This is a genomic window from Micromonospora sp. NPDC049240, from assembly GCF_040647835.1.
Classification (GTDB): Bacteria; Actinomycetota; Actinomycetes; order Mycobacteriales; family Micromonosporaceae; genus Micromonospora.
The window spans coordinates 71,513-96,992 of sequence record NZ_JBEZCX010000006.1 but is presented as its reverse complement, the minus strand read 5'-3'; the positions used below and the strand labels follow the sequence as shown (position 1 = coordinate 96,992).

Sequence of the window (25,480 nt, the reverse complement as noted above, 5' to 3'; positions counted from 1 at the left end):
GGGCGCACCGGTGTCCCGAGGAGCGGCCCATGGGTGTCTCCATCTCCCTCGACGACCTGCTCGGCGAGGAGGTGAGACGCGACCCTTACCCGTTCTACGCGAGGCTGCACGGGATGGGGGAGGCGGTCGCCTTCCGGCCCGGCGAACCGCACGCCCTGGTCGTCCACGGCTACCAGGCGGTCCACCGGGTGCTGCGGGACCCAGTCTTCCGGGTGCTCGGCGCGGAGTTCCTGGACCGGGCCGGCACCCGCTGGCGCCAGCACCCGGTGACCCGGATCCTCCAGACGTCGATGCTCAACGCCGCGCCCGGTGACCACCTCCGGGTCCGGCGCCTGTTCGGCCAGGCGTTGACCCCACGCCGGGTCGCCGCCCTGGAGCCGGCGATCACGCGGATCGCCGACCGCCTGCTCGACCGGCTCGCCGCGGCCGGCGCGGACGGCCGACCGGTCGACTTCATGGGCGGGTTCGCGCTCACCCTGCCCAGCGACGTCGTCGGCGAGCTGCTGGGCGTGCCGGAGCGGGACCGGGCCTGGTTCCCGTCCCGGGTGCGCACGTTCGACGCGGTGCTGGAGATCGGCCGGCGATCGATGCGCGAGGTGCGGGCCGCCAACGTCGCGGCGACGGAGCTGACCGCGTACTTCACCGAACTGCTGGCCGCGCGCCGGGACCGGCCGCGCGGGGACCTCGTGTCGGCGCTCGTGCGGATCCGGGACCGCGACCCCGACCAGCTCTCCGCCGACGAGCTGCTGGCCAACCTGATCATCATGTACAACGCCGGGTTCCGGACCACCGCGAACCTGCTCGGCAACGGCCTGGTCCTGCTCGTGGCGCGGCCGGACGCGCGGGCCGCGCTGCGCGCCGACCCGTCGCTCGCCCCCGCGTACGTCGAGGAGATCCTCCGGTACGAGCCGCCGGTGCACTTCGCGCTCCGGTACGCGGCGGCGGACACCGAGGTCGCCGGGCTGCCGGTGCCGGCCGGTCGGACCGTGGTGGTGCTGACCGGCGCCGCCAACCGGGACCCGCGCCGGTTTCCCGACCCGGACGAGTTCGATCCGGCCCGAGCGGACAACCGCCACCTGGCGTTCAGCGCCGGGCCGCACCACTGCTTCGGCGCGGCCCTCGCCCGGGCGGAGGGCCGGCTGGTCCTGCCTCTCCTGCTGGACCGCTTCCCGGCGCTGGCGCTCGCCGCCGAGCCCGGCGAGCGGCGTCAGCTCATGCTGCGCGGGTACGACCACCTGCCGGTGCGTCTCACGCCGCCGGGGTCGGCGGTCCACCGTCCGATCGGGACCTTGCGAAACCATCCCGATTGAGTAAGGTCGATGCCACGCTGGGGAAAGGACACACCGGCCATGACCGATGAGATCCGCGCGTTCCTGCTCGCCGCCCTGACCGAGATGAAGTACGACGTGGACGACGTCGACGACGACACCGTCTTCGGGCCGGCCGGTCTGGACGTGGACTCGCTCGGCCTCGCCGAGCTGGCGGTCCGCGTGGAGGACCGGTTCGGCGTGGCGTTCGACGACGACGAGGCCGAGATGCTCGCCATGATGACGCTCGGCGAGTTCTCCCGAACGGTGGCGCAGCGCATCCAGCCGGCCTCGGCGCACTGAGCGTGCGGCCGAGCGCGACGATCACCGGCATCGGGCTGGTGAGCCCGGTCGGCTCGACCGCCGCCGAGGTGTTCGACGCGGTGTGCGACGGCCGGTCCGGGCTGTCCCGGCCGCCGGAGGGCCATCCGGTGCACGGCGTGGTCGACGTCGCGGCGATCGCCCCGCCGATCGACCCGGCCTCCGTGCTGCCCGGCCCGGAGTCCCGCGTCGTGGACCGGTCGATCGTCATGGCGCTGCGCGCCGCCGGGGACGCGTTGGCCGACGCCGGCCTGCGGGTCGGTCGGGACGTCGACCCGTACCGGGTGGCGGTCGTCGTCTCCGGCGTCGGAGGGCTGTCCACACTGGCCGACCAGGTGCTGCGGCGGGCCGAGCGGGGCCGCTTCGGCGTCAGCCCCTACATGCTGCCCGGCACACTGCCGAACATGGCGGCGGCGCGGGTCGCCATCACGTTCGGCATCCGTGGCTACACCTCGTCGGTCGGCACGGCGTGCGCGGCCGGCGCCCAGTCGGTCGGGGAGGCGCTGCGCATCCTGCGCGCCGGCGAGGCGGACGTGGTGCTGTGCGGGTGCGCCGAGGCGCCGCTGTTCCCCACGTTCGCCGACGCGTTCGGCAACGCCCGGGCGTTGGCCCGGGGCTGGGCCGACCCGACCGCCGCGAGCCGGCCGTTCGACCGCCGTCGCAACGGCCTCGTGCTCGGCGAGGGCGCCGGCGTGCTGGTGCTGGAACGCGCCGCGCACGCCGCCGCGCGGGGCGCCCGCCGCCACGCCGACGTGCTCGGCTGGGGCGCCACGAACGACGCGTACCATCCGACCACGCCCCGGCCCGACGGCTCCGGCGCGGCGCACTGCATGCGGATGGCCGTCCGCGACGCCGGCCTGGGCCTCGACGACATCGGGTACGTCAACGCGCACGGCACCAGCACGAAGGCCGGCGACGCCGCCGAACTGGCCGCGCTCCGCGACGTCTACGGCGCGCACCCGCCGCCGCTGAGTTCGACCAAGGGCGTGACCGGGCACCTGCTCGGCGTCTCCGGTGTGATCGAGGCGGCCGTCGGCGTCGAGGCGCTCCGGCGCGGCCTGCTGCCGCCCACGCACAACCTCGACGACCCGGACCCGGCCGGCGACGTCGACCACATCCGCAAGCAGCCCCGCGCGGTCGCGGTGGACGCGGTGCTGTCGAACTCGTTCGGCTTCGGCGGCCACAACGTCAGCCTCGTCCTGACCCACCCCACCACCCCTTGACCCCACCCCCACCCCACGCAGATGCACGGAAAGCGTGGCCGTTCCGCTCGTGATGGCCACGCTTTCCGGGCAAGTGCGCGCGGGGCAGGGGGAGGGGTGGACGGCGTCAGCGGACGGTGATCTGGGTGGCGGCGTCGTGCGTCGTCACCGTCAGGGCGAAGTGTGGGTTCAGCATGTCGACCAGGTAGTCGAGGTCCGCGACGAGCGGCACCGGGAGCAGCGCCCGCTGGTCCACGTCGACGTGGCTGGCGACCAACTCGATCCGGTCGGCCTTGAGCAGCCCCCGGGTCAGGAACGCCGGCAGGTCCTCGGGGAGCAGACAGCGCCACAGGTCGACGTTGACGATCACGTCCAGCGCGCCGGTCCGGAACTGCTGGAGCACGGTGCCCAGCAGGTGCGAGTTCGTGTCGCCGGGCGGCGCCGAGTGGTCGAACGTGTGCGACCCGGCGCCGACGTCCACCGTGGACACGCCGTGGCCGATCAGCAACGCCCGGCTGGTGGCCAGCTCCTCCCGGAGCGTGGCGGGCAGCACGGCCGGCCGGCCCAGCCCGGCCCGCCGGTACGCGTCGATCGCGTCCCGGTAGAGGCGGATGCGGCCCAGGTGCCGGCCGAACGTGTTGATCGCGTACAGCACCTCGATGTCGTAGCGCAGGTGCTTGCGCAACATGTACTTCATGTTGTCCATCGAGGCGAGCCCGTTGGTGGTCCGCCGGAAGTGGGGCAGGTGGTACGAGCACGCGTCGACGTCGAGGTGGAACAGCTCGGGCGGCGCGCCGTGCAGGTGGAAGACCCGGTAGAAGAAGTCGAGGTCCTCGAAGCCCCACTTCACCATGGCCTCGTCGAACCCGCCGACCCGCCGGAACGACGGGCGGTCGACCGACGCGTTGTGGGTCAGCCCGAGCACCCAGGGCGCGCTCGGGAAGTCGCGCATCCGCTGCGGGTGGGCGATGTCCTCCAGGCGCGGGTCGCCGCGCTCGGCGTCCAGCATCGCCGGGACGATCGGCTCGCCCCGACGCAGCGCGTCCGTGCCGGCCCAGTCCAGGTCGTAGCGCTGGCCGAGCAGGACCCCGGGCCGGCCGGCCCGGCCGGCGTGGAAGTCCCGGTGCCGGGCCAGCAACCCGGGGTGCGCCACCGTGTCGGCGTCCAGGAACATCAACGTGTCGGCCCGGGCGCGTGCCGCCGCCGCGTTGCGGTTGGCGCTGCGCCCCCGGTTGGTGTCGCTGCGCACGTACTCGACGGCCAGCCGGTCGCGGTAGCGGTCCACGACCGGGCCCAGCGCGACTGTGGAGCCGTCGTCGCCGACGATCACCTCGAAGTCGTCGCGCGGCAGGGTCTGCCGGGTGAGCGAGTGCAGCGTCGCGTCGAGGGCGGAGCCGTTGTTGTGCGCGGGCACCACCACGCTCAGGGCCGGCTGCCGCCCGTTCGCCGTGCTCAACGGGGCGTGGAGTTGGCGGTGATGTAGTCCGCCAGGTCGCCGAGGGTGGTCATCCGGTCCTCGTCCAGATCCTCCACGTCGATCTGGATCTCCAGCTCGTCCTCCAGCTCCAGCAGCAGCTCCAGGGCGAGCGACGAGCTGAGGCCGAGGTCGTCCATCAGCTGGGTTCGCTCGGTGACCGGGGCGGCCGGCCTGAGCATGCGGCCCAGCAACGCCGTGAGGCTCTCGACCACCTGGTCGCGCTGCGGCGACGTGGTCGACGTGTCGTGTTCTAGCACCGGGGTGCCGGCGGGTCGATCATGCGCTCCAGCATGGACCCATCAGAGCAAAGCACATCGGCGAGTGTCAACGGGTGGAACTCGACCGTGTACGGCGCGTCGCCGGGCGACGCGACCGCCCCCCGGTACCCGGCCGGCGTGACCAGGTCGGCGACCCGGTACGCGCCGGCCGGCTCGACGCACTGGACCACGTCGTCGGGGTGGACCGCCACCGCCAGGTTGGGCCAGAGCCGGCCCCCGGCCGCCTTGACCACCGCCTCCTTGCGGACCCACAGCCGGGTGAACCGCCGCGCCCGCTCCCCGGCGTCGGCCCCGGCGGCGACGTGCCGGGCCTCCGCCGGGTGGAAGAACCGCGCGGCCAGTCCGACCGGGTCCCGGCCCGGCGGCAGGTGCTCGATGTCCACCCCGACCGGGCGGTCCCGGCTGATCGCCACCGCGACCAGCGAGCCGGAGTACGACAGGCTGCTGTGCGGCCCGTCCGACGTCGGCTTGCCGTGCCGGCCCCGCCGCCAGACGAGCGCGGACGGCGGGACGCCCACCGCGTGCCCGGCCAGGACGCGCAGCGCGCCGTGCGCGACGGTGAACCGGTCCCGAAGCCAGGGTGTGCCGAGCGCGGCGGCGCGGGCCCGCTCGTCGCGGTCGAGCACCGCCCGGCACCGGGCCAGCTCGTCCGGCGAGCCGTCGGCGGCGATGACGCAGACGCGTACGCGGTCCGGCATGGACGGCAGCGTAACGGTCCGTCCGGACGTTGACACGTGCCGATGCGCGTTGCTCTGATAGCCCGGTGATCGCGCAGACGGCCGAGGTGCGGATCCCCGTCCCGTTCGCCGGCCCCGGGGCCGGGACCGCGCCGCTGACCTGGGGTCAGAAGGCGATCCTTGAGGACATGCGGGAGACCGGGTGGACGCACAACGTCAGCGGCGCCCATCCGGTGCCGGCCGGCGTCACGGTCGAGCAGATGGCGGCGGAGCTGGCCGACCTGCTGGCCCGGCACCCGGCGTTGCGGATGCGGCTCGGCGCCGACGACCGGGGCGGGCCGTGCCAGGTCGTGTCCGCCGCCGGGGAGACGGTGCTCGACGTGGTGGACGTGCCGGACGACGCCGACCCGGCCGACGTGGCGACGTTCGCCTACCAGCTCGGGCACGCCCGCCTGCTGGCCCCCTACGACCTGTACCGGGACTGGTCGGTGCGGATGGCGGTGGTCCGGCACCGGGGCGCGCCGGTGCACCGGGTGCTGACCTTCGACCACCTGGTGGTGGACGGGACCGCCACGTCGCTGCTCCTGGCGGACCTCGGGCTGGTCGGGCCGGCCGTCCGCCATGGCCACGACCCGCGCACCGTGCAGATCCTCGACCTCGGGCGGCGGGAGGAGACGCCGCCGCTGCGGCGGGTCAGCGACCGGGCCGTCCGCCACTGGGCGTCGCACCTGCGGTCCGTCCCGCCGCTGACGTTCGGCCCGCCCCGACCCGGCGGCGGTCGGCGGGGCCACCGGTACTGGCACGGCCGGTTCAGCTCGCCCGCGGCGTACCTCGCGGTGCGTGCCGTCGCCCGGCGGACCCGGACGGACACCTCGCGCGTCCTGCTCGCGGTCATCGCCGTCGCGATCGGCCGGGCCACCGGCGTCAGTCCGCTCACCGCGAAGCTGATCGTGGGCAACCGGTTCCGGCCGGGCTTCGCCGAGGCGATCGCCCCGCTCAGCCAGAACGGCGTGCTGACCGTCGACACCGCCGACACCACTGTGGACGAGGTGGTGTCCCGGGCCCGGCGGGCCTCGATGACCGCCGGCATGTACGCCTACTACGACCCGACGCAGCTCGCCGAGACCGAGGCCCGACTGGACGCGGAGCGCGGCTACCCGGCGCGCGTGAGCTGCCGGATCAACGACCGGCGGGTGACCACCCGGGCGGCGGCCGACGACCACGCCCGCGACGAGCCGGTGACCGCGGACACGTTCCGGCGCCGGGCCGCCGAGACGTTCCTGGTCTGGGACGGCCCGCTGGACCACCTTCCCGAGCAGGCGTTCATAACGGTCGAGGACCAGCCGGGGACCGTGCACCTCCAGGTGATCTTCGACTTCGCGAGTTTCACCGAGGCGCAGGCGGAGCGCCTGCTGCGCGGCGTGGAGGAGGTCGCCGTGGAGGCGGCGCTCGACGCGGCGGCGCCGACCCGGGTCACGCCCGGGTCGGTCGGCGGCTGACCGGTCGCCTGGCGGTCACCTGTCGTCCCACGTCACCGGCAACGACTCCAGACTGCGCACCACCAGTCCCGGCCGGAACCGCAGCTCCGACTCGTCGACCGCGAGCCGCAGGCCGGGCAGCCGGCGCAGCAGCGCGCCGAGCGCCTCCTGGAGTTCCATCCGGGCCAGCGCCGCGCCGAGACAGTGGTGCGGGCCCGCGCCGAACGCCAGGTGCGGGTTGTGCGCGCGGGCCAGGTCCAGCGTGTCCGCGTCGGGGAACACCGTGGCGTCCCGGTTGGCCGACGCGATCGCCGGCATCACCGCCGAGCCGGCCGGCAGGCGTACGCCGCCCAGCTCCACCTCCTCGGTGGTCACCCGGGGCAGCAGCACGCCGTTGTCACCGAGCTGGATGAAGCGGGACAGCTCCTCGACCGCGCGGGCGACCGCGGCCGGGTCGTCGCCGCGCAGCCCGGCCAGTTGCTCCGGGTGGCGGGCCAGCACCAGCAGGAACAGGTTGAGCTGGTTGGTGGTGGTCTCGTGCCCGCCCACGAAGATGCCGGCGGTGACCGACACCAGCTCCCGTTCGGTGAGGTCCTCGTGCGCGTCCCAGGCGGCGATGAGCGCGCTCATCAGGTCGTCGCCGGGCCGTCGCCGGCGCTCGGTGATCATTTCCTGGAACGCGTCCAGCGCCGCCTGCGGGGCCGCCGGGTCGGCGTCCCAGTCGCCGACAAGCGCGTCGGACCACTCCCGGACCCGCTCCTGGTCGCGTTCCGGGATGCCGAACAGCTTGCTGATCACGTAGATCGGCAGCGGCGCGGAGAGGTGGGTGATCAGGTCGGCCGGGCGGCCCGCCGCCTCCATCCGGTCGATCATGTCGGCCACCAGCGCCGCCACCGTCGGGCGCAGCTCCTCCACCCGGCGCACGGTGAACGCGTGCGACACCGCCCGGCGCATCGTGGTGTGCCGGGGCGGGTCCATGCCGATGAGCGAGTCCTCGGCGAGCGAGCCGAGTTCGCGGGTCGGCCGGTTCGGCCCGGCCGCGGCGGCCCGGCTGAACCGGTGGTCGGTGAACACCCGGCGGACGTCGGCGTGCCGGGTGGCGAGGTACGCCGACGCCCCGTCGGGCAGCTCGACGCGGGCCACCGGGCAGGTCTCCCGCAACCGGGTGTAGTCCGGTGACGGGTGGTAGATCGTGGGAGCCGGGGCGAGCGGGTACGGAACGGGCTGCGGCTGCGTCATCTGCGACTCCTCTGGCGGCTGGTCAGGTCCGGGTACGCCGGGCGAGGTCGGTCAGGACCGGCACCACCTCGGCGGGGCTGGGCAGCGCGCGGATCCGGTCCCGCATCGACGCGGCGGCCGTCCGCGCCGGACCGTCGCCGATCAGCTCGCCGACGGCGTCCCGCAGCGTCGCGCCGCCGGCGTGCTCGGGCGCCAACCAGGTGCCGGCGCCGGTCGCGGCCAGCCGTTCGCCATTGAAGTGCTGGTCGCTGACCTGCGGCAGGATGAGCTGCGGCACGCCGTACGTGAGCGCGGTCATGGTGGTGCCGGCCCCGCCCTGCTGGACCAGCGCGGCGCAGGTCGGCAGCACCAGCCGGATCGCCAGCGGCGCGTCGGCCAGCCGGACGTTCGCCGGCAGCGGGCCCAGGCCGCGCTGCTGCCGGGGTTCGACCACCACGACGACCTCGGCGTCCAACTCGGCCACCGACCGGATCACCCGGGTCAGGTCCAGCCGGTCGTGCAGCCCGACACCGGCCATCATGGTGCCGGTCGTGACGCAGACCCGCGGCCGGGCCGCCGGCCGGTGCAGCCAGGGCGGCAGCACGGCCGTGCCGTTGTACGGCACGAAGCGCACCGGCCGCCCCGGGCGGGCGGTCGGCGCCTGGAGCGGCGGCGGCGCCGGGTCGAGCGTCAGGTCGCCGTGCGGCGACACGTCGGCGGCGGCGAGCCCGAACCGGGCGGCGAGCGGCCCGAGCACCGACTCCGGGTCCAGCCGGAGCGTCACCGAGGAGTCCGGCCCCCACAGGTTCAGCACGCCTGGCACGCCCAGCGCGGCGGCGGCCACCGGCGCGGCCAGGTTGAACGGCTCCCAGACCAGGACGTCCGGTTGCCAGGCCCGGCCGAACGCGACCAGGTCGTCGAGCAGGGCGTCGGCGAACCGGACCACGCCGCCGTCGGCGGTGATCGCGGGTTCCAGGCGGTCCGCCGGCTGGGCCCCGGGCCGGTCCAGGTCGCCCACCGCGCCGATCCGTCCCGCGAACGCCTCGGCGAAGTCGACGTCCTCGCCCAGCGGCACCGCCGCGAGCCCGGCCGAGGTGATCGCCGCGACCAGCGAGGGATGGCTGGCCACCCGCACCTCGTGCCCGGCCGCCTGGAGCGCCCAACCGAGCGGGACCAGGCTGTAGAAATGCGACCGCCAGCCCCACGTCGACATCAGAATTCGCAAAGGCGCAGTCAAATCCGACCAATCCGCACGTGAAACGGCAGCTCCGGACCACAGATGCTAGGCGATGGACGTCCGTACGCGGAAGGTCGCCGCCACCGTCAACAGATATTGACGCCGGACTAACGTGTGTTGGAGTCTTACCCGATGTCCGACGTGGACCTCGACGTGGCCGTCAATTCCGGCCCGCGCGCCTATCCGTTCGAGCCGTTCACCGGCGATCTGCCCGCCGAGCTGCTCGACATGGTGGTCAGCGACCCGGTCAGCCGGGTGCGGCTGCCCGACGGCCGGGCCGCCTGGCTGGTGCTCAGCTACGAGCACTGCTGCACGGTGCTGGCCGACGCCCGGTTCTCCCGGCTGCCGCTGGGCGCGACCGAGGCGTCGGGCGCCACCGGCCCGCGGGAGCTGAACATGGACGGTCCGGCGCACGCGGTGGTGCGCCGGGTGGCGAGCCGCGCGTTCACCGCGCGCCGGATGGACACGTTCCGGCCCCGGGTACGACGGCTGGTGGACGGTCTGGTCGACGCCATGCTCGCCGGTCCCCGCCCGGCCGACCTGGTGGCGGGGCTGGTGGCGCCGTTGCCGGTGCACGTGGTGTGCGACGTGCTCGGCGTGCCGGTCGCCGACCGCCCCCGCTTCTACGACTGGATCTCCGGCCTCAACTCGATCACCGCGTACGGCTCCGCCGGCGCCGCCGACGCGCAGGCCGAGCTGCGGGCCTACCTGGCCGGGCAGCTCGCCGGGAAACGGGCGGCGCCCGGCGACGACCTGCTCTCGGCGTGGGTACGCGGCCAGGACGCGCACGAGCTGGTCGACGCCGAGCTGGTCGAGCTGGCGATGGGGGTGCTGCTCGGCGGCCTGGAGATCAACTCCACGAGTGCCGGCCTGCGCGCGTTGTTCCAGCACCCGGAGCAGTTGGCGAAGCTGCGCGCGGCCCCGGAGAAGCTGTCCGCCGCGACCGACGAGATTCTCCGCTACACGTCGGTGAGCAGCATGTTCCGGGTCCAGGTGGTGCGCGAGGACCTGGTCCTCGGCGGCGTCGCGATGCGGGCCGGGGAGTGCGTGATGGCGCTGCCCTGGGCCGGCAACCGCGATCCCCGGCACTTCCGGAACCCGAACGTCTTCGACATCGACCGGACGCCCACCGTGCCGCACCTGACCTTCGGCTTCGGGCCGCACTTCTGCCTCGGCACGGCGCTGGGCCGGATGCAGGTGGAACTCTCCCTCGGGGTGCTGCTCGACCGGATGCCGGAGCTGGCGCCGGCGGTGCCGGTCGAGGACATCCCGTGGCGGCACGACCGGATGAACGGCGGCATCGCGTCGTTCCCGGTCACCTGGTGAGCGACGCGGTCAGTAGCTCTCCACCGCGTTGACCCGGTCCGGCCAGTAGCGCTCGCCCGGCGCCGGGGCGTAGTGCTCCCACCGGGGCGGGTCGCCGGCCGGGTGGTCGCCGAGCACGGTGATGCGCTGCCCGCGCCGGAGACCGTCGTAGTCGTTGATCGCGTAGTGCTGGGTGACCCGGTTGTCCCACACCGCGACGTCGCCGACCCGCCAGCGGTACCGGCAGGTGAACTGCGGGCTCTCGGAGAACCGGAACAGGTGCTCCAGCAGCGCGTCGCTCTCGGTGCGGGTCAGTTGCGGGATGTGCGAGGTGAAGAGCCGGTTGACGTACAGCGAGCGACGCCCGGTCTCCGGGTGGACGCGCACCACCGGGTGCTCCGCGCGGCTGGTGAACTCGGTGCCGATCCGGATGACGTGGATGGCGGTGAGCCCGTCGAGCAGGTCGCGCAGCGGCGCGGAGAGCGCCTCGTAGACCCGGCACTGGTTGGTCCACATGGTGTCGCCGCCGACCTCCGGCAGCTCGGTCAGGTGCAGGATCGACGCGATCGGCGGGCTCTGGTGGAACGTCATGTCGGTGTGCCAGACGTCGACCTTGCCGCCGTCGGTGGAGTCGATGACCACGATCTCCGGGTGCCCCTCCAGCCGGGGCAGGTAGGGGTGCAGCTCGACCTCGCCGAAGCGGCGGCCGAACGCGACGTGCGCCTCGGGGGTCAGCCCGGTCTGGTCGGCCAGGAACACCACCTGGTGCTTCAGCAGGAGGTCGTGGACCAGCGCGAAACCGGCGTCGGTGAGCGTGTTGAGGTCGATGCCGCGGATCTGCGCGCCCAGGGCTCCGGCGACGAGCCGCACGTCGACGGCGGTGGAAGTGGTCATCGATGGTCCTCCGGTCTGCGCGCGACGGCCCCGTCGCCACATTCTTCCACGATCGTGAATGTCCTCACCAGCGTCGTCGTTGACGCGCCGGAGGCCGGCTTGGGATCATTCGGGGCCGCGGGTCATGATCCGGGCCCGTCGGTGGGGGAGGGGAGACTCGTGGCGATCGATGCGAACGTGGACCGGGACGCGGCCGCGCGGCTCGACCGGCTCACCGATCTGGCGACCCCGTTCGCGGTACGCACGGCGGTGACCCTCCGCGTGCCGGACCGGATCGCGGCCGGCGTCACGAGCCTGGACGCGTTGGCCGCGGCGTGCGACGCGGACCCGGGCGCGCTCGGCCGGCTGCTGCGCTACCTGACCCACCGGGGCGTGTTCGTCGAGGTGTCACCGGACGTCTTCGCCCTCACCGACGTGGGTGAGCTGCTCTGCAACCGCAACGGCGGCGGGCACGGCGCCGACCTGGACCTCGGCGGTCTCGGCGCGCGGATGGACCTGGCCTTCGCCGGGTTGCCGCACGCGATCCGCACCGGCCGGCCCGGCTACGGGTCGGTGCACGGCCGGGACTTCTGGGCCGACCTCGACGCCCACCCGGACCACCGCGCCTACTTCGACGCGCTGATGCTCAGCCAGCAGCGGTTCACCGCGCCCGAGGTGGCGACGCGTTACCCCTGGGCCGAGGTGACGCACGTGGTCGACGTCGCCGGGGGCTCCGGCGGGCTGCTGCGGGAACTGCTCAGCGCCCACCCGCACCTGCGCGGCACGCTCGTCGACCGCGGCGAGCCGGTGGCGACCGCCGTCGCGACGTTCGCCGAGCACGGCCTCACCGACCGGGCCACGGGCGTGGTCGGGGACTTCTTCGCCCCGCTGCCGACCGGCGCGGACGTCTACGTGGTGTCCCGCGCGCTGACCGACTGGAGCGACGACCACGCGACGGCGATCCTGCGCCGCTGCGCGGAGGCGGCCGGCGACACCGGTCGGGTGCTGGTCATCGAGGTGCTCCCGACCGTGCCGCACGTGCCGCACCTGTCCCCGTACGACCTGCGGATGCTGGTGCTGGTGGGCGGCCGCGAGCGGAGCGCGGCCGAGCACGCCGCGCTGGCCGCCGCCGCGGGTCTGGCGCCCCGGCGCACCTGGCACGGCCCCGACGGGCTCACGCTGATGGAGTTCGCGCCCGCCTGACCGGTCGAGCCGCCACACGTCCCTTACCCACCGGTGCGCCGGGCCGTCGACGATTTGACTGCGCATCGTCCAATTTGCCGAAGAATATCGTCATCGTATTCGCCTCCACCCATGAATCGGCACATTTATCAATGGTTGTTCGCGGGAGTTCCGGCCGGTAACGTCTCGCGTGGCGACTAGCCGAGCCTTCGTGAAAGGGTCGACGCGTCATGACGGTTGCTGGCTTCACGAGATATCCGCCCTTCATCGACGACCTGGCCCGAAGCGAATCGGGACGGCTGCTGCGCGCCGAACTCCTCCGGCGGTGGCCGGAGACGACCGAGCAGCCCGCCGCGATCGCCCGGTACGCGCTGCTGCCCGCCGGCAAGCTGCTCCGCCCGATGATGACGCTGCACGCCGCCCAGGCGGTGGGCGGCTCGCCCCGGGACGTGCTCGCCGCTGCGCTCGGCATGGAGTATCTGCACGTCGCGACGCTCGTGCACGACGACATCATCGACGCCGACACGATGCGCCGCGGCCGGCCGGCGGTCCCGGTCGCGTTCGGCATCCCGAACGCCATCGTGACCGGCGACCACCTCATCTTCCAGGCGTTCCAGGCCATCGTGGACGGTGGCGGCGCGGTCCCGCCCGGCCACGTCGTCGCCGCGGTCGCCGTGTTGGCCGAGGCGGGACAGGACCTGTGCCGGGGCCAGGCCGTCGAGGCCCAACTCGTCGGCGACCTGGACGAGGGCGCCCGGTGGTACGCGGAGATGATCCGCCTCAAGACCGGCTCCCTGTTCCGCGCCGCGTGCCACATCGGCGCCCTGCTCGGCGGCGCGGAGCCGGACGTGGCGTCCGCGCTGGCCCGCTACGGCGAGCACCTCGGCACGGCGTTCCAGATCCGCGACGACCTGCTGTCCTACGTCGCCACCCCGGAGCAGACCGGGAAACCGGCGACCAGTGACCTCAACAACGGCCGACCGACCCTGCCGCTGCTGCTGGCGTACGACGCGGCCACCGACACGGACCGCGTCGAGCTGATGGCGGTGCTGCACCGGCGCGGCGCCGGCCCCGGCGACGTCGAGTGGGTCACCGCCCTGCTCCGCGACGTCGACGCGGTGGAGGGCGCGCGTCGGCGGATGGCGGAGCACGCCGAGCGGGCCCGGGCCGAACTGGCCGTGCTCGCCCCCTCCGCGAGCGCGGACGTGCTGGCCAGCATCGCGCGTTGGATGACGAGCGAGATGGCGTGAGGGCCGCCCGGGCGCTGCGGGCGCACGTGGAGACCTGGCGGCCCTACACGCTCTGGTACGTCGGGCTGGTGGGTCTCGGCGGGGCGGCGGTGGTCGACGGAGCCCACCATCCGTGGCGGCTCCTGTCGGCCTGGGCGGCGCCCACCGCCGGCTGGCTCGGCGGCCACTACCTCGGTGACTGGTTCGACCGGGAGCTGGACGCCGGCAGCAAGCCGCACCGGCCGATCCCGTCCAGCCGGCTGGGCGCGCGTACCGCGTTGGGGTGCGGCTTTGCCTGCTTCGCGGTCCTCGCGGTCCTCGCCGTGGCCGGCGGCTGGGGCACCACGACGGCGGCGTTGCTGGCCGGCTGCGGCATCGTCGCCTACAGCCGCTGGTTCAAGGCCCGCGGGTTCGCCGGCAACCTGGTGCGCGGCGGGCTCGGCGCGGTCGCGCTGCTCTACGGCGCGCTCGCCGTCGGGCTGCCGGCGGACCCGTCCCCGGTCCTGCCCGTCCTGCTGGCGCTGACCGTCGCGTTCTGGGCGCACGACGCCATGTCCAACCTCGTCGGGGCGCTGCGGGACATCGACGGCGACCGCGCGGGCGGCTACCGGACGCTGCCGGTCGGGCGCGGTGTCCCGTTCGCGGTCCGGACCGTGCTGGCGCTCTACGCCGGCACGCTCGGCGCGGCCCTCACCGCCGGCCTGCTGGCCGACCGGAGCGGGCGGGCCGGCTACCTGGCGACCCTGCTCGTCGTCGGCGTCGTGGGCCTCGCCGCGTTGAGGCCGTTGCTGGCGCACCACACCGACATGCCCGTCATGGTGGCGCTGCGCGCCCACTCCGTGCTGGTCGTCGAGCGGGTCGTGCTGGCCTCGGCCGTGGTGGGGCTCGGCCTCGGCGTCGCGGTGCAACTCGTGCTCGCGCTGCCGATGGTGGCGCTGACCTGGTGGGCGCAGCGCGGCATGCGCGCCCGGCACGAACTGGGGCCGGCCCCCGCCGACCTGGCCCTGGCCACCCCCCGTCGAATGTCCCTGGAGGACGCGCCATGACCGCTGTCACCGCCGAGGCCGTGGGGCGAGCGATCACCGCCGGCGCCGAGGCGCTGCTGCGCCGCCGACGCCCCGACGGCGTCTTCGGCGACGACCCGCCCGCCTCGGTGCTGGGCACCGCCGGCGCGGTGGCCGCGCTGCACGCCGCCGACCCGGTGGGCAGCGCCGACCTGGTCGACGCCGGCACCGGCTGGCTGCGCCGGCAGCAGCACGACGACGGCGGCTGGGGCGGCGTGGTGGGCGCGGAGAGCGAGGTCGTCCCGACCGCGGTCGCGGTCGCGGCGCTGGCGCTGAGCGCCCCGTCGGCCAGCGCCGAGGCGATCGCCGCCGGCCGGGCCCGGCTGGCCGGGATGGGCGGCGTCGACGCGGTCACCGACCGGGCCATCTCGCTGCTCTGCCGCCAACTGCTCGTGATGGCCGGGATGACCGCCGAGGCCGGTCCGCTGCGCCGGCTGCCGCTGGAGATCGTGCTGTTCGACCGGGTCCGCCGCCGGCGGCTGTCGTTCCGCACCGCGCCCTTCGTCGGTCTCGCCCTGATGCAGGCCGACCTGCTGCCGGCCGGCCGCCTGCGCCGGGCCACGCTGCGCCGGGCCCGCCCGGTGGCGGTCCGCCTGCTGCGCGCCATCTTCGACCACGAGGGCCGCACCGGCGCGTTGAGCGAGGACCCGTGGCCCGCCGCGCTGGTGCTGCTCGGGCTGGCTCGCAGCGGCGAGGCGCCGGACATCGCCGCGGCCGTGGTCGGCTGGCTGCGGCGGGCGGTCCGCCCCGACGGCGCCTGGGACGCCGTGACGAACCTGGACCTGACCCGCTCCGGGTACGCGGTGACCGGCCTGGCCGCCGCCGGGTACGCCGCCGACCCGCGGCTGCGGGCCACCCGCGACGTCTTCCACGCCACCCAGAAGCCCACCGCGTTCGAGGTGCTTGACGTGCCGCCGGGCGGGTGGAGCTACTCCAACGTGGGCGGCTGGCCGGTGACGCTGGAGTCCGCCGAGATCCTGTCGGCGCTCGCCGGCTATCCGGACGCCGCCGCCGACCCGGTGCTGCGTACCGGGCTGGCCTGGCTGGTGGACCGCCAGGACAGCCGCGGCTCGTGGAGCCTGTGGGTCCGCGACACGCAACTCGCCAACGACGGTCCCTGCCCGGCCATCACCAGCCAGGCGATCCTCGCCCTGCACGAGGCCGGCCATCCCGACGACCACCCGGCGATCGTCCGGGCGGCGGCCTGGCTGCTGACCCGGGCGGCGCCCGACGGCACGTTCGAGAACCTCTGGTACCGCGACCACACCTCCGGCACGGCCGTGGTGGTGGGCGCGCTGTCGCGGGTCGGCCACGCCCGGCACGAGGTGGTGCGAGGCGCGGTCCGGTGGCTGCGCGGGACGCAGTTGCCGGACGGCTCGTGGGGCCCGGGCGACGGCACGCCCGGCACGGTCGAGGAGACGTCGTGGGCCGTCCAGGGCCTGCTCGCCACCGGCGATCCCGACGTCGACGTCGCCGTCGAGCGCGGCGTCGCCTGGCTGGTGGCGGCGGCCGGCCCGGACGGCGGGTGGCCGGCGGCCCGGGTGTGCAACTACATCCGCCACCACATGCGCTACCCCAACGCGGTGATCACCCAGGCGGTCGCGTTGCGCGCGCTGGGCGAGTACCGCCGGGCCACCGCCGGACGGCCGGACGTCGCGCCCGGCGCGGTGGCCCGATGAGCGCGGACGTCGTGGTGGTGGGCGCCGGCGCCGGCGGCCTGGCGAGCGCCCGCGCGCTGGGCGCGCTCGGGCTGCGGGTGCTCGTGCTCGACCGCCAGCGCACCCCCGCGTCGATCGCCAAGGGCGAGATCCTCCAGCCCGAGACCGTCCGCATCCTCGACTCGTGGGGGGTCCTCGACGCCCTGCGCGCCACCGGCGCCCGCCCGGTCGGGCGGCTGGCCATCCGGGACCCGGACGGTGGGCCGCTGCTCTGCCTCGACTACGCCGGCCTGCCGGGCGGGTACCGGGAGATCCTCTGCGCCGACTACGGCGACCTGCGCGGCGTGCTCGCCGACGGGCTGCCCGCCACCGTGGAGGTCCGGTGGGGCCGGCGGGTGACCGGCCCGCTGCGTGCCGACGACGGGCGGGTCACCGGCGTCCGGGTCGCCGGCGACGGGGGCGAGCAGGACGTTCCGGCGGCGCTGGTGGTCGCCGCGGACGGCATGTCCTCCCCGCTGCGGCGGGCGGCCGGCGTGACTGTCGAACGCCGCGAGTACCCGCACGGCCTGGTCGCGTTCGACGTGGCCGACGCCGAGGTGGCCGACGAGGTGACGGCGTACCGGACCGGGCGCGGCCTGTGCCTGGTCTACCCGCTGCCGGGCGGGCGGTGCCGGCTCTACGTCCAGGTGACGGGGGACGAGTTCCGGGGCCGGGCCGACCTGGGCGCCTGGTGCGACCGGCTGCTCGCCGACGTGCCGGCGGTCCGGCCGATCGGCGCCGCGATCCGGGCCAGCCTGCACCGCCGCCAACTCCTCGCGGTCTACCGGTTGCGCACCGACCGCCTGGCCGTGCCCGGCCTGGCGCTGGTCGGCGAGGCGGCGCACGCGGTGCACCCGATGGCCGCGCAGGGCGTGAACAGCTCCCTGGGCGACGCGGAGACGCTCGCGGCCAGCCTGGCGGCCGAGGGCGGCACGCCGGCGCCGGCGTCCGTCGACCGGGCGCTGCGGGCCTTCGAGGCCGCGCGCCGGCCCCGCCTCGACCACGTCGCGACCGTCAGCCACAACGCCTCCCGCATGATCACCAGCGTCTCCGGGCTGCCGAAACTGCTCGGCGTACGGATGATGCGCCGCACCGCCGCCAACCCGAGGCTGCTCGGGCTCACCGCCGGCAACCTCTCCGGCACGGACGTCCGGCCGCTCTCCCTCGTCGACCGGCTCTACCAGCTCGGGCTGCTCACCGACCGGCACGCCCGCGTCCCGTCCCCGCCGGCCCCGTCAAGAAGCGAGCGATCATGACCCCTGCCACCGCCGTCGACACGCCGCCGGTCGACCTGTCGATGAACGAGACGCCGTACCCGCCGCTGCCGGGCATCCGGCGGATCGTCGCCGACGGCGCCGCGACCCTCCAGCGGTACCCGGACCGCACCTCGTCGGCGCTGGTGGCCGCGCTGGCCGCCCGGCTGGCGGTGGGACCGGAGTCGATAGTGGTCGGTCCCGGCTCGGCCGGGCTGTGCCAGCACCTGGTGCAGTCGCTGGGCCCCCGGCCGGAGGTCGTCCACGCGGCGCTGTCGTTCGAGGGCTACCCGCTGATCGTCCGCAACGCCGGTGCGACCGCGGTGCCGGTGCCGCTGGACGGCTACGACCACGACCTGCCCGCGATGGCGGACGCGGTGACCGACCGGACCCGCTGCGTGCTGCTCTGCCACCCCAACAACCCGACCGGGACGGCGCTGCGCCGCGCCGAGGTGCGCGCGTTCCTCGACCGGATCCCGGCCGACGTCCCGGTCATCGTGGACGAGGCGTACCGGGAGTTCGTCACCGACCCGGACGCGCCGGACGGGATGGAGCTGTTCCGGGCGTACGACAACGTCTGCGTGCTGCGCACCTTCTCCAAGGCGTACGGGCTGGCCGCGCTGCGCGTCGGCTACGCCGTGGTGCCGCCCCGGCTGCTCCCGGCGGCGGCGCTGACCGGGGCGGTGTTCTTCCCCAACGCGCTCGCCCAGGCGGCGGCCGTGGCGAGCCTGGCGCCGGAGGTCACGCCGGAGCTGACCCGGCGGTGCGCGGACCTGGTGACGGCGCGCGCCGGCCTGATCGACGCGTTGCGGGGCCTGGGGCTCACCGTGGCGCCCAGCGAGGCCAACTTCGTGTGGCTGCCGCTGGGGGAGCGGGCGGCGCCGTTCGCCGACCGGGCCCGGGCGGCCGGCATCCTGGTGATGGCGCTGCCCGGCGCCGGTGTCCGGATCACGGTCGGCGCGGACGAGGCCAACGACCGGCTCTGCGCGTTCGTCCGGGCGGCGCTCGACGAGGGGTTCTGAGTCAGCGTGGAGACCGGGCGTCGCCCGCCGATCGCCGCGCCGTGAGGCGGGCGCGTGCCCAGCGCAGGGACGGACAGCGTCCGTCCGGTCGTGGCACCGATGGCAGTAACCCAGGATCCAATGCCGCCGGATGACCAGCTTCGCCAGCTCCGGCACCCACTCCGACCTGGGTGATTCTCTCTCGATCATGCTGTCTCCCGAGACATGCAGGTCCGGGCACCGAACCCCGTTCAGGTACCCGGACCGCTCACCGGACGTGCCCCACCAGCCTCCCTTGCAACGTGCACACCGTCAAGGTTGGAAGTGGCAACGTGTACGCCAGTCACGTGCATACGGTCACGGTGTGAGGCTTGTGGCGCTCTCCGATATCGCGGACATGCTCGGTGGCGTGTCGCGCACGCGGGCGACCGAGATCACGAACCGGTCCACCTTCCCGAAGCCCATCGACACGGTGGCGAGTGGCAAGGTCCGGGTGTGGGACCGCGCCGACGTCGAAGCCTGGATCAGGCGGTACCGGCCGAACCAGCCCCGTGGCGGGGACGACGAACAGCCCTGACGCGACGGTCGGCGTTGTGCCTAGTTACGCGCAGCCTGATGGATGGGGCCAGGCAGCAGGCCGGTATCCACATGCCCGCGATCCGCCGTGCTCGCCGGGCGACGTCGTCCGGAGGAGCGGGGCCCGCCGAGGGCTGGTCACCCGACGTCGGGTGGAACGCCGGTCAGATGGAGAGGACGTGCTCGATGAGGTCCGGGCAGTGGGTCTTCCAGTTCAGCGCCGGCCCCTTGCGCATGAGGTCCAGGTTGAGCTTTCGGGCAGCCTTGATGATGCCGGGCCTGGTGAGCGCGTCGTGGGCGGATCGCGTCGAGGTGAAGCGCAGCCCCAGCACTCCAGGGCGGATCCGGTAGCGGGCCTCGGCCGTGTGCATCAACGCCAGCCCGAGGCGGGCTCGAAGACGCGAACGTGCGGCGGACCGGTCGATGTTCAGGTGGATCTCGAGTTCGTGCGGGGTGTGTTTTCGGTGGCAGACGTACAGGGTCTCCAGAGCGTGCACCGAGACGGTGAGCAGGCGTGGGTAGGCGCCGGAGTTGGTGCCCGGGAGCGCGCTGACCGTCCAGTAGCTCAGCTCCGTCAGTGCGGGCGCCGGCATGGTGGCGCGCAGGTAGACGCCCACCAGGCGGGCCAACTCGTCGGTGAACCGAGGGTCGGCCTTCAGGCGGCTGAAGCGGTGGCTCGTGCGGTGGCGCAGGGTGGAATCGACCGGCCGGTCAGCGAGGCGGACGGGCTGCGGCTCGTCGTCGGTCAGCCAGCGCTGCTGCTCCGCCGGTGGTATGAGAAGGTCCAGTTCGCTGGCGCTGAGCCGACCCGTGGTGTGCACGACGTTGCGAAGCTGCACCCCGGCTGCCTCGCGCCGGCGGATCTGGTCACGCTCCGCCTCGTCGAGTTGGCTGCGACTGACCCGCCGGAAGGCGATCTCGACGATGTCGGACCAGGTCCGGCGATGGGCACAGAACCGCGTCACGACGTCCACCGCCTGTCCCACGTAGCTTTGGCCATCGGCAAAGGTCAACTCGTACACTCCGCACCGGCCACCCGCTTTGGGTAGGAGGTGAGCGATCGAGTGCAACCCGTCCACCCTCAGTCGAGTGATCTCACCACCGTCCATACCGGACAACGGTAGGTCACTTGCGGCCGGTCCCGTCAGGGACGGTCCGTGGAGTTCGCCACCAGGCACAGATAGCGCAGTTCGGCGTCGTAGTCGACCACCACCACGCGAGAAGCGGCGTCGTCGGCCAGCCGGTCCAGCAGCGCCCACCAGACGCCGGTGGACGGTTGCCCCGGCGGCGCGACCGTGACCGGTCCGCCGAGCGGGGGCCCGACTGCGGCGAGGCCGGCGCCGAGCACCACCGCGACGTCCGGGTCCCCCGCGCCGAGCGCGCGCAGCTCGGCCGCCGCCAGCGTGGCGACGTCGTCCGGGCCGACGTCCGCGTGTTGGCGCACGGCGGTGATCCGGGCGCCGTCGTCGGCCGGGCCGTCGCCGAGCAGCAGCGCCACCGCCCGGTGCTGGTCCGGCACGGCGACCCCCGGGTCGTACGGCAGCACGGACTGCTCGACGACGACGAGCAGGGCCCGGCGGTACGCGTGGGCGGCGGCGATCCGCAGCCCGGTGAACGCCGCCGCCGACCCCTGGTCGCAGAGCGCGAAGGACATCGGCGTGCCGGGGCAGACGTGACTGAGGTAGGCCGCGGTGGCCCGGCCGGGCAGCGCGTCGTGCACGGCGAACGCCAGCACCAGCAGGTCGACCGGCTCGTCCTCGGGCACGAGCGCCCCGATCAGCTCGGCGGCCATCTCCCCGTAGGACTGGCCCCGCGCCGCCGCGTCGACCCGCAGGCCGGACGGGCGTACCAGGTCGGTCAGGTACTCGCCGGCACGCTCGCGCAGCACGGGATCGTCGAGCAGGACCGCCGGGCCGGTGAACTCCCGGCGCGCGGCCCGGATCAGGTGCAGGTCGGTGCCCATGACGCTCCCCGGTCAGTGCTCGAACACCATGGCGGCGAACGTGGCCCCGTCCCCGGCGCCGACGGCCGCCACGAGGTACCGGTCGCCCGGCCGCAGCAGGTCGCGTTCCCGCGCGGTGCGGTAGTTGACGAACGCGTCCGCGCAGAACACGTGCCCGGTGCCGGTGACGTTGTCCAGCAGCACCCGGTCCAGCGGGAACCCGATCAGCTTGACCAGCCGCTTCCAGGTCATCAGGTTGACGTTGTGCGGCAGGATCAGCCGCAGGTCGGCAAGCGTCGTGCCGGCCCGCGCCAGGGCCCGACCGATCACCTCGGCCAGCGCCGGCCGGTACTCGCGCTGGAACCGGGCCGGGGACGCGCCGCCGGCGACGTCGAACTCGCCCCGCTGCGCGGCGGCGTACGCGAGCAGCCGGTCCCGGCGGCCGTGCGCGCTGACCAGGCACGCGGACGCGCCCTCGCTGAACACCGACGTCTCCGGGATGAACTGGGCGTCGCGGGTGAACGCCTTCTCTCCGGTGAGGACCAGCGCGAGCGGCTCGTCGCCCGGCGGGTGCGGCTCGGCGGCCAGCAGCCGGCCGGCCACGTCGACCGCGGCCAGCGCGCTCGCGCAGGACTGCTGCGTCAGCGTGAACGCCACCGCGTGCCCCAGACCGACCGCCCGGCAGACGTCGTGCAGCGGGTTCTCCGGGTACGGCGCCACCACCGGGAAGGCCCGCGCGTACACCACGAAGCGCACCCGGTGCGCGACGTCGCGCAGCGCGGTGAGGCCGTCGACCGCGTGCCGCAGCAGGTCGGTCAGGGACAGGTCGGGGTCGTGGCGCACCTCGGTCAGCCCGTGGAACCGCCGGAACAGCCGGATCTGCATCTCGGTCAGGCGCAGCGGCGCGGCCAGGCTCTCGATCGGCACGCGGCGGGCCGGCAGGAACACCGAGACGGCGTCGACAGCCGTCATCCGCACACCGTCACGGAGAGGATCAGATCAACGACGCCGGTGGATGTCAACGTACGTGGCATCATATCGACGTGGCTCGGTTCCTCTTCGTGGTGCTGCCGGTTTTCTCCCATCTGAACGCCCCGCTCGCCATCGGCCAGGCGCTGGCGGCGGCCGGACACGAGGTGGCCTGGTGCGGTCCCCGCAGCGACCTGCGTCCGCTGATCGGCCCGGACGCCACGCTGTTCCCGACCGGGAAACGCTGGTACCGCCCGGACGGCGAGTCCGGGATGGCCGCGGTGCGCAGCCTCTGGGCGGGGCACGTGCTGCCGGCCAACCGCTTCATCCGGGACGCCGCCGAGCGGGCGGTCACGGAGTACCGGCCGGACGTCGTCGTCGTCGACCAGTACGCGATGGCCGGCGCGTTGGCCGCGCACCGGCACGGCGTGCCCTGGGCGACGTTCTGCGTCGGCATGCTGGAACTGACCCCGCCGACGGCGGAGATGCCCGAGTTCACCGACTGGGTGGCGGCCCAGGTGCGGCGCGTGTGGGCGATGACCGACCTGCCCGTCGACGAGACGCTCGACCTGCGCTTCTCGCCCTACCTGGTGATCGGGCTGACCACCACGGCGCTCACCGGCCCGGCGCCGATGCCGGCGCGGTGCGTGCTGACCGGGCCGGCGCTGGGGCGGCGGCCGAACGCGCCCGACTTCGACTGGGCCGCCTGGGCGCCGGACCGCCGGCACGTGCTGGTCACCGTCGGGACGATGGCCGAGCACCTGGCCCGCGACTTCTACCGGCGGGTGACGGCCGCCACCGCGCCGCTCGCCGACCGGCTCCAGGTGATCCTCACCGCCCCGGCGGACCTGGTGCCCGACCCGCCGGCACACGTGCTGGTCGCGCCCCGGGTGCCGGTGCTGGAGCTGATGCCCCGGCTGGACGCGGTCGTCTCGCACGGCGGGCTGGGCACGGTGTCCGAGGCGCTGGCGCACGGCGTGCCGGTGGTGGTCGCGCCGATCCGGCACGACCACCCGGCCATCGCCCGCCAGGTGACCCGGGCCGGCGCCGGCCGTGCGGTCTCCTTCCACGACGCGACCCCGGCGGAACTGACCGAGGCGGTGACCGCGGTCCTCGACGATCCGGCGTACCGGGCCGGGGCGGCCCGCGTACGCGACTCGTTCGCCGCGGCCGGCGGCGCGAGCGCGGCGGCGGCGCACCTCGCCGCGCTGGCCGCGACGCCGTGACGCCGACCCGCGGCGAACCGGAACGCATCGACCGTTGTCCCACGCCCGGGCCCGCACTAGCCTGACCTGACGCCCCCGTCCGGTCACCGTCGTGATCGGACGGTGCGCGACGCGGGCCGGCCCCGCGTCGTCGCCGCACGAGGAGGCTCGATGATCGAGGCCACCGGCCTACGCAAGACCTTCCGGGTGGGGCGTGGTCGCGGCGCCGGCACGGTCGAGGCGGTCCGCGGCGTCGACTTCGCGGTCCGGCGGGGCGAGATCGTCGGCTTCCTCGGCCCGAACGGCGCGGGCAAGTCCACCACCCTGCGGATGCTGGCCACGCTGCTGCGGCCCAGCGGGGGCGCGGCGACGATCGCGGGCGTCGACCTGCTGCGCGCGCCGGCCCAGGTGCGCCACCGGATCGGGTTCGTGGCGCAGGCCAGCGGCACCTACGACGACTCCACCGCCCGCCGGGACCTGATCCTCCAGGCGCGGATGCACGGCCGGTCGAAGGGCGTGGCGCAGGAGCTGGCGGCGGCGGCGATCCGCGCGTTCCAGCTCGACGACTTCGCCGACCGCAGGATCCGGACGTACTCCGGTGGACAGCGCCGGCGGCTCGACGTCGCGCTCGGGGTCATCCACTCGCCGCAGGTGATGTTCCTGGACGAGCCCACGGCGGGCCTCGACCCGCCCAGCCGGGCCCGGATGTGGCAGGAGGTCCGGCGGCTGCGCGAGGACGGCATGACGATCTTCCTCACCACGCACTACCTCGACGAGGCGGACAGCCTGTGCGACCGGGTCTCCATCATCGATGCCGGCCGGATCGTGGCCGAGGGCACGCCGTCGGCGCTCAAACGGGAGATCTCCGGTGACGTGGTCGCGATCGACTTCACCGCCTCCGACCTCGCCGACCCGGCCGGCGGCGGCCTGCCGGCCGCGACGAAGGTGCTCGCCGAGGCGCCCTACGTCCGCGGGTCCGAGTCGGTCGACGGCGCCCTGCGGCTCTACGTCGACAGCGCCGCCACGGCCATCCCGCAGATCATGCGGGCGCTCTACGACCGGGGCATCGAGCCGGGCGCGATCGAGACCCGCCGGCCCAGCCTCGACGACGTGTTTCTGGCCAAGACCGGCCGTTCGCTGGAGGAGTGACCGTGCGAGTCGTCCGTGACACCTGGTTGATCTTCCAGCAGGAGGCCGGCCTGATGGTGCGCAACCCGGTGATGGTCGCGTTCAGCCTGGCCCAGCCGATCACCTACCTCATCCTGTTCGCGCCGTTCCTCAAGGTGGTGATGGTCGACCGGGGCGCCTCCACGTACGCGGACGCCTACCGCATCTACGTCCCGGGCCTGTTCGTGGCGATGGGCCTCTTCGGTGGCCTGTTCGCCGGCTACGGGCTGCTCAGCGCGCTGCGCGCCGGCATCATCGAACGCTGCCGGGTGACCCCGGTGAGCCGGACCGCCCTGCTGCTGGGCCGCGCCCTGATGCACGTGTGCCTCAACGTGGTGCAGGCGGTCGTGATCACGCTCGTGGCGCTGCCGTTCGGGCTGCGCGTGCACCTGGCCAACCTGCTCGTCTCGTACGCGCTGCTGGCCGTGATGGTGCTGCTGAGCACGTCCATCTCGTACGACATCGCGTTGCTGGTTCGCAACGAGAACAGCCTCGGCGTGCTGGTGAACACCGTGGGCCAGCCGATCTCACTGCTGGCCGGCGTGCTCATCCCGCTCGTGCTCGCCCCGATGTGGATCCAGCGGGCGGCGCTCTGGAACCCGTTCGCCTGGGCCACCGACGGCATGCGGGCGCTGTTCGCCGGCCAGATTTTCCAGACCGTGGTCTGGCAGGGCGCGCTCATCATGACCGGGCTGGCCGCCGCCAGCCTGTTCTGGTCGTCGCACCTGTTCAACCGCGAGGTTTCCTGACCGTCCGTCCATCGACCATTGTCTCGCCGTGGCCGGCGCTCTAGCCTGATCGTGTCCTGGCGCGGCGGGGGCG

The 25,480-nt window shown here is 74.3% G+C and carries 24 protein-coding genes; 15 read left to right on the top strand and 9 right to left on the bottom strand.

Annotation, left to right across the window (positions count from 1 at the left end; all coding sequences use genetic code 11):
* The first annotated feature begins 29 nt into the window (after positions 1-29).
* From AB0B02_RS10965 to AB0B02_RS10955, 3 genes are read left to right on the top strand one after another with little or no spacing between them, the layout of a single operon-like run.
* Positions 30-1,310 carry a cytochrome P450 gene (locus AB0B02_RS10965; protein ID WP_357299284.1) on the top strand — a complete coding sequence of 427 codons (1,281 nt, stop codon included), beginning with the start codon at positions 30-32 and terminating at the stop codon, positions 1,308-1,310.
* A gap of 39 nt (positions 1,311-1,349) precedes the next feature.
* The gene (locus AB0B02_RS10960; protein ID WP_107155127.1) at positions 1,350-1,610 is read left to right on the top strand and encodes an acyl carrier protein; all 261 of its coding nucleotides are present in this window, start codon (positions 1,350-1,352) and stop codon (positions 1,608-1,610) included.
* Positions 1,607-2,851 carry a beta-ketoacyl-[acyl-carrier-protein] synthase family protein gene (locus AB0B02_RS10955; RefSeq protein ID WP_357299603.1) on the top strand — a complete coding sequence of 415 codons (1,245 nt, stop codon included), beginning with the start codon at positions 1,607-1,609 and terminating at the stop codon, positions 2,849-2,851. Before AB0B02_RS10960 ends, AB0B02_RS10955 begins: the two co-directional genes overlap by 4 nt.
* 106 nt (positions 2,852-2,957) lie before the next feature.
* Here the strand turns inward: AB0B02_RS10955 and AB0B02_RS10950 are convergent, their stop codons facing one another.
* From AB0B02_RS10950 to AB0B02_RS10940, 3 genes are read right to left on the bottom strand one after another with little or no spacing between them, the layout of a single operon-like run.
* Positions 2,958-4,286, bottom strand: coding sequence for a glycosyltransferase (locus AB0B02_RS10950; RefSeq protein ID WP_281942335.1), 1,329 nt, complete (start codon positions 4,284-4,286; stop codon positions 2,958-2,960).
* Positions 4,283-4,564 (bottom strand): phosphopantetheine-binding protein, encoded by a 282-nt coding sequence (locus tag AB0B02_RS10945; protein ID WP_281942333.1) that lies wholly within the window; start codon positions 4,562-4,564, stop codon positions 4,283-4,285. The genes AB0B02_RS10950 and AB0B02_RS10945 overlap by 4 nt, the downstream gene beginning before the upstream one ends.
* Entirely contained in the window at positions 4,558-5,283 is a 726-nt protein-coding gene (locus AB0B02_RS10940) for a 4'-phosphopantetheinyl transferase superfamily protein (protein WP_357299279.1), read from the bottom strand. Before AB0B02_RS10940 ends, AB0B02_RS10945 begins: the two co-directional genes overlap by 7 nt.
* Before the next feature lie 65 nt (positions 5,284-5,348).
* Between AB0B02_RS10940 and AB0B02_RS10935 the strand changes: the two genes are divergently transcribed.
* Entirely contained in the window at positions 5,349-6,761 is a 1,413-nt protein-coding gene (locus AB0B02_RS10935) for a condensation domain-containing protein (RefSeq protein WP_357299276.1), read from the top strand.
* 15 nt (positions 6,762-6,776) lie between these two features.
* Here the strand turns inward: AB0B02_RS10935 and AB0B02_RS10930 are convergent, their stop codons facing one another.
* Both AB0B02_RS10930 and AB0B02_RS10925 read right to left on the bottom strand, forming a co-directional pair.
* Positions 6,777-7,979, bottom strand: coding sequence for a cytochrome P450 (locus AB0B02_RS10930; RefSeq protein WP_281942327.1), 1,203 nt, complete (start codon positions 7,977-7,979; stop codon positions 6,777-6,779).
* A gap of 22 nt (positions 7,980-8,001) precedes the next feature.
* Complete coding sequence (locus AB0B02_RS10925) at positions 8,002-9,183, bottom strand: nucleotide disphospho-sugar-binding domain-containing protein (RefSeq protein ID WP_357299271.1); 1,182 nt, start codon at positions 9,181-9,183, stop codon at positions 8,002-8,004.
* Positions 9,184-9,327: 144 nt separating this feature from the next.
* Between AB0B02_RS10925 and AB0B02_RS10920 the strand changes: the two genes are divergently transcribed.
* Entirely contained in the window at positions 9,328-10,521 is a 1,194-nt protein-coding gene (locus AB0B02_RS10920) for a cytochrome P450 (protein WP_281942322.1), read from the top strand.
* 9 nt (positions 10,522-10,530) lie between these two features.
* Here the strand turns inward: AB0B02_RS10920 and AB0B02_RS10915 are convergent, their stop codons facing one another.
* Positions 10,531-11,394, bottom strand: coding sequence for a TauD/TfdA family dioxygenase (locus AB0B02_RS10915; protein ID WP_281942320.1), 864 nt, complete (start codon positions 11,392-11,394; stop codon positions 10,531-10,533).
* Positions 11,395-11,553: 159 nt separating this feature from the next.
* Between AB0B02_RS10915 and AB0B02_RS10910 the strand changes: the two genes are divergently transcribed.
* The 7 genes from AB0B02_RS10910 (at position 11,554) to AB0B02_RS10880 (ending at position 19,376) form a co-directional block, all read left to right on the top strand.
* Complete coding sequence (locus tag AB0B02_RS10910) at positions 11,554-12,576, top strand: methyltransferase (RefSeq protein WP_357299265.1); 1,023 nt, start codon at positions 11,554-11,556, stop codon at positions 12,574-12,576.
* A 209-nt stretch (positions 12,577-12,785) separates the two neighbouring features.
* Entirely contained in the window at positions 12,786-13,805 is a 1,020-nt protein-coding gene (locus AB0B02_RS10905) for a polyprenyl synthetase family protein (RefSeq protein ID WP_357299262.1), read from the top strand.
* Positions 13,802-14,830: a UbiA family prenyltransferase gene (locus AB0B02_RS10900; RefSeq protein WP_281942314.1), complete on the top strand. Its 1,029-nt coding sequence runs from the start codon at positions 13,802-13,804 to the stop codon at positions 14,828-14,830. The genes AB0B02_RS10905 and AB0B02_RS10900 overlap by 4 nt, the downstream gene beginning before the upstream one ends.
* Positions 14,827-16,527 carry a prenyltransferase/squalene oxidase repeat-containing protein gene (locus AB0B02_RS10895; RefSeq protein WP_357299258.1) on the top strand — a complete coding sequence of 567 codons (1,701 nt, stop codon included), beginning with the start codon at positions 14,827-14,829 and terminating at the stop codon, positions 16,525-16,527. Before AB0B02_RS10900 ends, AB0B02_RS10895 begins: the two co-directional genes overlap by 4 nt.
* Complete coding sequence (locus AB0B02_RS10890; RefSeq protein ID WP_281942310.1) at positions 16,524-17,801, top strand: NAD(P)/FAD-dependent oxidoreductase; 1,278 nt, start codon at positions 16,524-16,526, stop codon at positions 17,799-17,801. The genes AB0B02_RS10895 and AB0B02_RS10890 overlap by 4 nt, the downstream gene beginning before the upstream one ends.
* Entirely contained in the window at positions 17,798-18,820 is a 1,023-nt protein-coding gene (locus AB0B02_RS10885; RefSeq protein WP_357299255.1) for a histidinol-phosphate transaminase, read from the top strand. The genes AB0B02_RS10890 and AB0B02_RS10885 overlap by 4 nt, the downstream gene beginning before the upstream one ends.
* Positions 18,821-19,163: 343 nt before the next feature.
* A complete protein-coding gene (locus AB0B02_RS10880; protein WP_357299252.1) occupies positions 19,164-19,376 on the top strand; it encodes a hypothetical protein in 213 nt (70 codons plus the stop codon).
* 163 nt (positions 19,377-19,539) lie between these two features.
* Here AB0B02_RS10880 and AB0B02_RS10875 read toward each other — a convergent pair whose 3' ends face one another.
* The 3 genes from AB0B02_RS10875 to AB0B02_RS10865 form a co-directional block, all read right to left on the bottom strand.
* Positions 19,540-20,397, bottom strand: coding sequence for a hypothetical protein (locus AB0B02_RS10875; protein WP_357299249.1), 858 nt, complete (start codon positions 20,395-20,397; stop codon positions 19,540-19,542).
* A gap of 122 nt (positions 20,398-20,519) precedes the next feature.
* Positions 20,520-21,338: a 2-hydroxy-acid oxidase gene (locus tag AB0B02_RS10870; RefSeq protein WP_357299246.1), complete on the bottom strand. Its 819-nt coding sequence runs from the start codon at positions 21,336-21,338 to the stop codon at positions 20,520-20,522.
* A gap of 12 nt (positions 21,339-21,350) precedes the next feature.
* Complete coding sequence (locus AB0B02_RS10865) at positions 21,351-22,289, bottom strand: 3-oxoacyl-[acyl-carrier-protein] synthase III C-terminal domain-containing protein (protein WP_357299243.1); 939 nt, start codon at positions 22,287-22,289, stop codon at positions 21,351-21,353.
* Positions 22,290-22,360: 71 nt separating this feature from the next.
* Between AB0B02_RS10865 and AB0B02_RS10860 the strand changes: the two genes are divergently transcribed.
* The 3 genes from AB0B02_RS10860 (at position 22,361) to AB0B02_RS10850 (ending at position 25,407) form a co-directional block, all read left to right on the top strand.
* Entirely contained in the window at positions 22,361-23,512 is a 1,152-nt protein-coding gene (locus tag AB0B02_RS10860; protein WP_281942294.1) for a glycosyltransferase, read from the top strand.
* A 150-nt stretch (positions 23,513-23,662) separates the two neighbouring features.
* On the top strand, positions 23,663-24,640 hold the full coding sequence (locus AB0B02_RS10855) for an ATP-binding cassette domain-containing protein (RefSeq protein WP_357299239.1): 978 nt from the start codon (positions 23,663-23,665) through the stop codon (positions 24,638-24,640).
* Positions 24,641-24,642: 2 nt separating this feature from the next.
* Positions 24,643-25,407, top strand: a complete 765-nt coding sequence (locus AB0B02_RS10850; RefSeq protein WP_281942290.1) for an ABC transporter permease — start codon at positions 24,643-24,645, stop codon at positions 25,405-25,407.
* Positions 25,408-25,480: the final 73 nt, after the last annotated feature.